This is a genomic window from Corallococcus sp. AB018, from assembly GCF_003986945.1.
GTDB classification, from domain to species: Bacteria; Myxococcota; Myxococcia; order Myxococcales; family Myxococcaceae; genus Corallococcus; species Corallococcus exiguus.
On record NZ_RAWR01000126.1, the window covers coordinates 23,327 to 30,458 of the forward strand.

8 protein-coding genes are annotated in these 7,132 nt (G+C 67.8%); 2 read left to right on the forward strand and 6 right to left on the reverse strand.

The features are described 5' to 3' along the window. Positions 1–8 precede the first annotated feature (8 nt). Complete coding sequence (locus tag D7Y11_RS25140; protein ID WP_120575930.1) at positions 9–518, forward strand: DUF1285 domain-containing protein; 510 nt, start codon at positions 9–11, stop codon at positions 516–518. Here the strand turns inward: D7Y11_RS25140 and recA are convergent. Continuing rightward, positions 515–1,540 (reverse strand): recombinase RecA, encoded by a 1,026-nt coding sequence (gene recA, locus D7Y11_RS25145; RefSeq protein ID WP_120575931.1) that lies wholly within the window; start codon positions 1,538–1,540, stop codon positions 515–517. The genes D7Y11_RS25140 and recA overlap by 4 nt on opposite strands. 282 nt (positions 1,541–1,822) lie before the next feature. On the opposite strand from recA, the gene D7Y11_RS25150 reads away from it, so the two are divergent. Further along, complete coding sequence (locus D7Y11_RS25150; RefSeq protein WP_120575932.1) at positions 1,823–3,202, forward strand: NAD(P)/FAD-dependent oxidoreductase; 1,380 nt, start codon at positions 1,823–1,825, stop codon at positions 3,200–3,202. Here D7Y11_RS25150 and D7Y11_RS25155 read toward each other — a convergent pair. From D7Y11_RS25155 to D7Y11_RS25175, 5 genes are all read right to left on the reverse strand, one after another. After that, positions 3,125–4,762: a YifB family Mg chelatase-like AAA ATPase gene (locus D7Y11_RS25155; protein ID WP_120575933.1), complete on the reverse strand. Its 1,638-nt coding sequence runs from the start codon at positions 4,760–4,762 to the stop codon at positions 3,125–3,127. The genes D7Y11_RS25150 and D7Y11_RS25155 overlap by 78 nt on opposite strands. A 226-nt stretch (positions 4,763–4,988) precedes the next feature. Then, on the reverse strand, positions 4,989–5,504 hold the full coding sequence (locus D7Y11_RS25160; protein ID WP_120575934.1) for a biopolymer transporter ExbD: 516 nt from the start codon (positions 5,502–5,504) through the stop codon (positions 4,989–4,991). After that, complete coding sequence (locus D7Y11_RS25165) at positions 5,504–5,917, reverse strand: biopolymer transporter ExbD (RefSeq protein ID WP_014394198.1); 414 nt, start codon at positions 5,915–5,917, stop codon at positions 5,504–5,506. The genes D7Y11_RS25160 and D7Y11_RS25165 overlap by 1 nt, the downstream gene beginning before the upstream one ends. Positions 5,918–6,017: 100 nt before the next feature. Then, positions 6,018–6,695: a MotA/TolQ/ExbB proton channel family protein gene (locus tag D7Y11_RS25170; RefSeq protein ID WP_120575935.1), complete on the reverse strand. Its 678-nt coding sequence runs from the start codon at positions 6,693–6,695 to the stop codon at positions 6,018–6,020. A gap of 75 nt (positions 6,696–6,770) precedes the next feature. Further along, a partial coding sequence (locus D7Y11_RS25175; RefSeq protein WP_147452026.1) for an energy transducer TonB occupies positions 6,771–7,132 on the reverse strand: 362 nt, incomplete at its 5' end.

A 7,132-nucleotide genomic window follows, 5' to 3' on the forward strand; every position in this document is an offset into this window, starting at 1 on the left:
AGGGCGACATGCAACCTCCCACTGGCCAGCCCCCTCCAGGCAAGCGTTGGCACACCCGTGAGGACAGCGGCATCCGTCTGGATGCGGCGTTGCGCTGGTGGCACGACGACGAGCCCATCGAGCACCCGAAGATCATCGAACTCTTCAACGCCTCGCTGGTCCTGGATGACGACGGGCGCTACCAGCTCCGCATCGCCCCGGACTGGTGCTACGTCCAGGTGGAGGACGCGGCCTACGAGGTCCGCACCGTGGACGTCACCTCGGATGAGCGTGTGTCCCTGCGTCTGAGCGACCGGACGGCCGAAGCCCTGGACCTGGGGTCGCTCCAGCTCACGCCGGACGGAGTCCTCACCTGCCGCGTGAAGCAGGGCAGGGCGAAGGCCCGCTTCTCTCGTGATGCGCAGTACCAGTTCGGCGAGATGCTGGAAGAGAGCCCCGAAGGGCGACTGGTGCTGCGCGCGGGCCAACGCCACTGGGAGCTCCCCCTCTCGCTGGATGCACTCCAGGCCGCGACCTAGGCCGCCGCGGAGTCCGCGGACGGCACGGAGGGCGCGGTCGCTCCCACCAGGTCGCGAGCAAGGGCCTCCAGGACATCCGGGTGCTCGCGCAGCCACTCGCACGCCCGCTCGCGGCCCTGGCCGATGCGTTCACCCCGCAGGCTGAAGTGGCTGCCCGACTTCTCCACCACGCCCGCGCTCACGGCCAGGTCCAGCACCTCGGCGGCGCGGTGGATGCCCGTGCCGTAGAGCACGTCGAACTCCGCCTCCTGGAACGGGGGCGCCAGCTTGTTCTTCACCACCTTCACGCGGGCCCGTGAGCCCACCACCGCGTCGCCATCCTTGAGGTTGCCCGTGCGGCGGATCTCCATCCGCACCGACGAATAGAACTTCAGGGCGTTGCCGCCCGTCGTCGTCTCCGGGTTGCCGAACATCACGCCAATCTTCATGCGGATCTGGTTGATGAAGATGATGCAGGTGCCGGAGCGGCTCACCGCGCCCGTGAGCTTCCGCAGCGCCTGACTCATCAGCCGCGCCTGGACGCCCATGTGCGCGTCGCCCATCTCCCCTTCGATTTCCGCACGGGGGACCAGCGCCGCCACCGAATCCACCACGATGAGGTCCACGGCGCCCGAGCGCACGAGCTGCTCGGTGATTTCGAGCGCCTGCTCCCCGGTGTCCGGCTGCGCCACGAGCAGTTCCTCCGTACGCACCCCCAGCTTGCGCGCGTAGGACAGGTCCAGCGCGTGCTCCGCGTCGATGAAGGCCGCGATGCCCCCCACGGACTGCACCTGCGCGATGGCATGCAGGGTGAGGGTCGTCTTGCCGGAGGACTCATTGCCGAACAGCTCCACCACGCGCCCTCGCGGATAGCCCCCCACGCCCAGCGCCCGGTCCAACCCCACCGAGCCCGTGGGAATGACCGCCACCTTCTGCTCCGGTGCGTCCGCGCCGAGCGTCATCACCGCGCCTCGGCCGAACTGCTTTTCGATGGACGCCACCGCCGCCGCCACTGCCTTCAACTTCTCCGTCAGCCTGCTCATCTCGTCTGCCTCCCTCGCCGCCCTGCGGGCTGGATGCCTCGGCGCTGGGCAGAGCAACGCTCATGCCGCGCGGGCTTCCAGGCGGAAGGGCCTGCAAGGGCGTCCAGGTTCGCCGGAGCCGTCCGAACTGGCGGAGCGGCGTGCCTGTCTCCCATGCGCTGAGAAGGCGCAAAGGTGCGGGCACCTCCGCATAAGCAGACACGAGGGGACGTGACAGTCCGCCTTGATGGGATGGAAGGCTTTGCGTTGAAACCCTGGCGCGTCGCCGTGACATCTCCTCTCGTGAATACGACCCGTGAGAACCTTCCCCATGTGGTCATCCTGGGAGGCGGCTTCGGCGGCCTCTACGCGGCCCGGTACCTGCGAAAGGCAGGGGTTCGCGTCACGATGGTGGACCGTCACAACCACCACCTCTTCCAGCCCCTGCTGTACCAGGTGGCCACGGCGACACTGAGTCCCAGCGACATCGCCGCGCCACTGCGAGCGATGCTCGGACGCAATCACGTCCAGGTGCTGCTCGCGGAAGTCACTGGCGTGGACACCGCGCGCAAGCACGTCCTCCTGGCGGACGGTGAGCTGGCGTACGACTTCCTCATCGTCGCCACCGGAGCGACGCACTCGTACTTCGGCAATGACGCCTGGTCGCGACACTCGATGGGATTGAAGACCGTCGAGGACGCGCTGGAGATCCGCCGCCGCGTGTTGCTCGCCTTCGAGCAGGCCGAGCGCGAACCGGACCCCGAGCGCCGCCGCGCGCTGCTCACCTTCGCCATCATTGGCGCGGGGCCCACGGGCGTGGAGCTGGCGGGGGCGCTGGCGGAGATCAGCCGCAATTCATTGTCGGGTGACTTCCAGAACATCGACCCTCGGGATGCGCGCGTCATCCTCATCGAGGGAATGGACCGCGTGCTCCCCACCTATCCCGAGAACCTCTCGGCGGAGGCCCGCCGGGTGCTGGAGGGGCTCGGCGTCGAGGTCCGTACGGGCACCCGGGTCACGAACATCGACGCCGTGGGCGTGGACATGGGGCCTGAACATCTGGCGGCCCGCACGGTGCTCTGGGCCGCGGGGGTGGAGGCCTCGCCCGTGGCCCGTTCGCTCGGCGTGACGCTGGACAGGGCGGGGCGCGTCCAGGTGACGCCCGAGCTCACCGTGCCCGGGCATCCCGACATCTTCGTCGTCGGGGACCTGGCGCTCGTGAATCAGGAGGACGGAAGCGCGGTCCCGGGAGTGGCGCCCGCGGCGATGCAGGAGGGCAAGCACGCGGTGCTCAACCTCCGCCGCCAGCTCGCGGGCCAGCCCATGCAGCCCTTCCGCTACTGGGACCGGGGAACCTACGCGGTCATCGGCAGAGGCCATGCAGTGGGCGTGGCCTTCCGCCGCGTGAAGCAATCCGGCTTCGTCGCCTGGTTGGCCTGGCTCTTCATCCACATCACCTTCCTCATTGGCTTCCGAAGCAAGCTGGCCGTGTTGCTCAACTGGGCGTACGCGTACCTGACCTTCGGCAGGTCCGCGCGCATCATCACCGGCCCCGCTCCCCGTCTGGAGGAGCGGAGCGTGCAGCCGCTGCTCCCGAGTGCAAAGTCAGCCGTCGCCGACGGAGAACCCCCGGCTCCCGCCGTTCTCGGAAGCCTGGTGCCTGACAGTAGAGGTGCGGGGTAACGCATTCACCGCGCCCCGGGTATTGGCGTGGAGCCAGCCCCGGCGGTCCAGCATCCGGCAATCGACAGCGAGCCGCATGTCCACGTCCTCGATACGTCCGTGTCCCTCCAGGTCCGCGCGCGTCAGCGCGAGCTTGAGGATGCGGTCATGCGCCCGAGCGGACAGACCGAAATGAGTGACCGCGTCCTTGAGCGCCTTCTCCGCGGGCGGTGACATTACGCAGTAGCGGCGCAGCAGATGCGAAGGCATCTGGGCATTGCAGTGCACCCCTGGCATCTCGTGGAATCGGGCGCGCTGCCGTTCGCGCGCGGCCTCGACTCGCTGCCGGTAGTACTGGCTGGGCAGCTCCTGACTCTTCTCGGCGAGATGGTGGTACTCCACCGGCCGTGTCTGCACGGTGATGTCGATGCGGTCCAGCAGCGGCCCGCTGATGCGCGAGTGGTAGCCGAAGATGCGGTGCTCGAGGCAGGTGCACGTGTGCCCGGGGACGTTGAAGTAGCCGCACGGGCAGGGGTTCATCGCCGCCACCAACATGACCCGGCAGGGATAGGTGATGTGCTGGGTGGCCCGCGCCAGGTGGATGGCGCCTTCCTCCAGAGGCTGGCGCAGCACCTCCAGCACGTTCTTGCGGAACTCCGGTAGCTCATCGAGGAACAGCACGCCGTGATGGGCCAGGGACAGCTCGCCGGGACGGGCCATGGGGCCACCTCCCACGAGTCCCGCATCGGACAGCGTGTGGTGGGGCGCGCGAAACGGACGCTCGCGGATCAACGCCTGCTCGTCTCCCAGCAGCCCCTGGATGGAGTAGACCTTCGTGACCTCCAGCGCCTCGTCGAAGGACAGCTCGGGCAGGATGCCTGGCAGCCGTCGCGCCAACATCGTCTTGCCCGACCCTGGAGGCCCGGCCATCAGGATGTTGTGGCCACCCGCCGCCGCCAGCTCCAAAGCCAGCTTCAGCTCCGGCTGCCCCCGCACATCGGCCATGTCCGCGGTAGCGGTGCGAGTACCGCTCACCGAGGTCCCCGTGCGCGTCAGCGGCGTCAGCGGGGCCTTGCCGGTGAGGTGCCCCACGGCCTCCTTCAGGTGGGCCACGGACAGCACCTGGATGCCCTCCACCAGAGCCGCCTCCGCCGCGTTGGCTGCCGGCACCATGACGCCCTGGAAGCCGCCATTCCGGGCAGCCACGGCCAGCGGAAGCACCCCTTTGATGGCCTTGATGGAGCCATCCAACGACAGCTCTCCGCCAAAGAGGTACCGCTCCAGCGGTTCTTCCTCCATCAACCGCGCCGCCGCGAGGACGCCCAACGCGATGGGCAGCTCGAAGGCCGCCCCTTCCTTGCGGATCTCCGCAGGCGCCAGGTTGACCGTGATCCGCTTCTGCGGAAGGTCGAAGCCCGCGTTCTTCAGCGCGGAGACCACCCGGACCTTCGACTCCCGGGCTGCTCCCTCCGGCAGCCCCACGACGTTGAAGTAGGGCAGCCCGAGGGCCATGTCGACCTCGCACTCCACCACCACCGCGTCGATGCCCATCAATGCACCCGACCGCACCCTCGCCAGCATCGTCTCCCCCTTCCAACCCGTACGGGAGGAGGGGAGAGCAATGCCCGTACCGGCGCGCTGCCCTCACAGGCGGCCATCCGCGGCCATCCCACGCGGCAGACGTCGGGTCCCGCGCGGGGACATGGGGGCCTGAAAAGAAGAAGCCCGCTGGCGTCGGAACGCCAGCGGGCTTCGGATGGAATCGGTGACGGCGTGTCCGCGCGTCAGCCCTGACGGAAGAAGTGGATCAGGGAGTCGGCGGGGCAGGGGGCGCGGGCGGTGCACCGTCCGGCGAGTTCAGCGTGCCCTGGATGACCGCGTTCTGGGGAAGCTCGGTGGCCATGCCCAGGATCTTCGCTCCCGCGGCACGGGCGCCATCCAGCGCCACCACGAGCTTGCCGTAGTTCGCCGCGTCATCCGCCATGAAGAAGACGACCTTCTCGTCCGGCTTCTTGGCGTTCAGCATCCGCTTGAGGCGGGCGATGTAGTCCGAAGCGGGGATCTGCTCCGTGTTGATGGAGTAGGCGCCGCTCTTGTCCACCTGCACGACGATCTGCTGATCATCGGGCTCCGGCGGCGGCTGGTTCTCCTCCACCTCCGTCTCCGGGACGCGGACGAGGATGTCCTTCTCCAGGAGGGGCGTCACCACCATGAAGATGATGAGGAGCACCAGCACCACGTCCACCAGGGGCGTGACGTTGATCTCCGAGTTCGGCGCGGACGCGGGCTTGACCCACTGACGCTGCTTGTGTCCTCGGGACATTACTTCTTCTCCTCCACACCCAGGGCGATCTGCTTCGCCTTCGCCTTGCGGGCCGTGTCCAGCACCTTGCGCACGTCGCCCACGTTCAGGGCGTTGTCGCCCTTCAGGAGGATCTTCTTGCCTGGATCCTTCACCAGCTCCGCGGCGATCTTCTCCTGGAGACCCTTCTCGTCGACCTCATCGTTCTCCACGAACATCTTCTTGTCCGGGGTGATGGAGAGGATCAGCGGATCGGCGTCCGTCTTGCCTTCTTTTTCAATCTCCGTGGCCTTGGGCAGCTCCACGGACTTGCCGCGCTGGAGCATGGGCGTCACGACCATGAAGATGATGAGGAGCACCAGCACCACGTCCACCAACGGCGTGACGTTGATCTCGCTCTTGATGCCCCCTTTGGGGCCTGCTGACATTCCCATGCGTGCACCTGTATCCGGGAAGGAACGCCCACCCTGGGGCAGCGCGGCTTCTCAGCCGGACCGCCCTCATGGGTGGGGACGTCCCAGGGTGGGGCTACGACTAGGCCGCGTGCGACGAACCGCCGCCCACGTGCCGGGCCACCACGTCCAGGAACTCGTTGGAGGACTCGGAGATGTCCACGGAGCGGGCATCCACCCAGCCCTGCAGGAAGTTGTAGGCCATGACCGCGGGGATCGCCACGAGCAGACCGAACGCCGTGGTGATGAGCGCCTCGGAGATACCGGCGGAGATCGTCGCCAGACCGCCGGAGCCCGCCGCCGCCATCAGCTGGAAGGCGTTCACGATACCCATCGTGGTGCCCAGCAGACCGACGAACGGCGCCGTGGAGCCGACCGTGGCCAGCAGGCCCAGGCCACGCTTGAGGCTCTGCACCTCGCGCTGCGCCTGGCGCTCCAGCGCGCGGGCCACGGACTCCACCGCCAGGTCCTTGTTCCCAGGGGTGATCCGGTACGCCGTCAGGCCGGAGTTGATCACGCGGCCCAGGTGGCCCACGTCCTTGCCCAGGTTGGTGTTCGCCGCGGTGGTCAGGTCGCCCTTCGCGAGGATCGCGCCCATCTTGGCGGCGAAGTTGCGGCTGTCCGAGCGGGTCTTGCGGAAGACGATGACCCGCTCCGCCATGACGACCAGCGACGCCACCGACATGATGGCGAGGGTGAAGATGATCATGCGGGCGAAGAGGCCCGTGTGGTGCCAGATATCAAGCAGGGTAAATTGCATGGCTGTGGAGCGCTCCTCCTCACGAGCGCGAGGTGATGTTCGGCGGACTGCTCAAGCGGGGCTGCCTGCTTTGGATCAGCGCGGCAGCTTCAGGTTGAAGTTGAACGTGTACTGCACTTCGACCGGCCTGCCCTGGAACGTGACCGGCTTGTAGCGTGAGGCGGTGAGCACGTCCATCACGGCCTGCTCCATGTGAGGGAGCGGCTTGATCGTGCGGCAGCGCTCGACCTTTCCCTCGGTCGTGATCACGCACTTCACGATCATCAGGCCCTGCACGCGCGCCTCGAGGGCCTCACGCGTATAGGACACTTCCGGACCCGCGATCTTCTCGGGACGCGTCATGCCCTGGCCGAACGCCAGCACGTCCGTGCCCGTTCCACCCAGCTGACCGCCCACCACGCCGCCGATCACGCCACCCACCACGCCACCCACCACAC

What these genes read in the sequence shown, in the direction of transcription:
- D7Y11_RS25140 (WP_120575930.1), top strand. Translation starts at nt 9, where the DNA reads ATGCAACCTCCCACTGGCCAGCCCCCTCCAGGCAAGCGTTGGCACACC.
- D7Y11_RS25160 (WP_120575934.1), bottom strand. Translation starts at nt 5,504, where the DNA reads ATGTCCCGAGGACACAAGCAGCGTCAGTGGGTCAAGCCCGCGTCCGCG.
- D7Y11_RS25155 (WP_120575933.1), bottom strand. Translation starts at nt 4,762, where the DNA reads ATGCTGGCGAGGGTGCGGTCGGGTGCATTGATGGGCATCGACGCGGTG.
- D7Y11_RS25165 (WP_014394198.1), bottom strand. Translation starts at nt 5,917, where the DNA reads ATGGGAATGTCAGCAGGCCCCAAAGGGGGCATCAAGAGCGAGATCAAC.
- D7Y11_RS25170 (WP_120575935.1), bottom strand. Translation starts at nt 6,695, where the DNA reads ATGCAATTTACCCTGCTTGATATCTGGCACCACACGGGCCTCTTCGCC.
- recA (WP_120575931.1), bottom strand. Translation starts at nt 1,540, where the DNA reads ATGAGCAGGCTGACGGAGAAGTTGAAGGCAGTGGCGGCGGCGGTGGCG.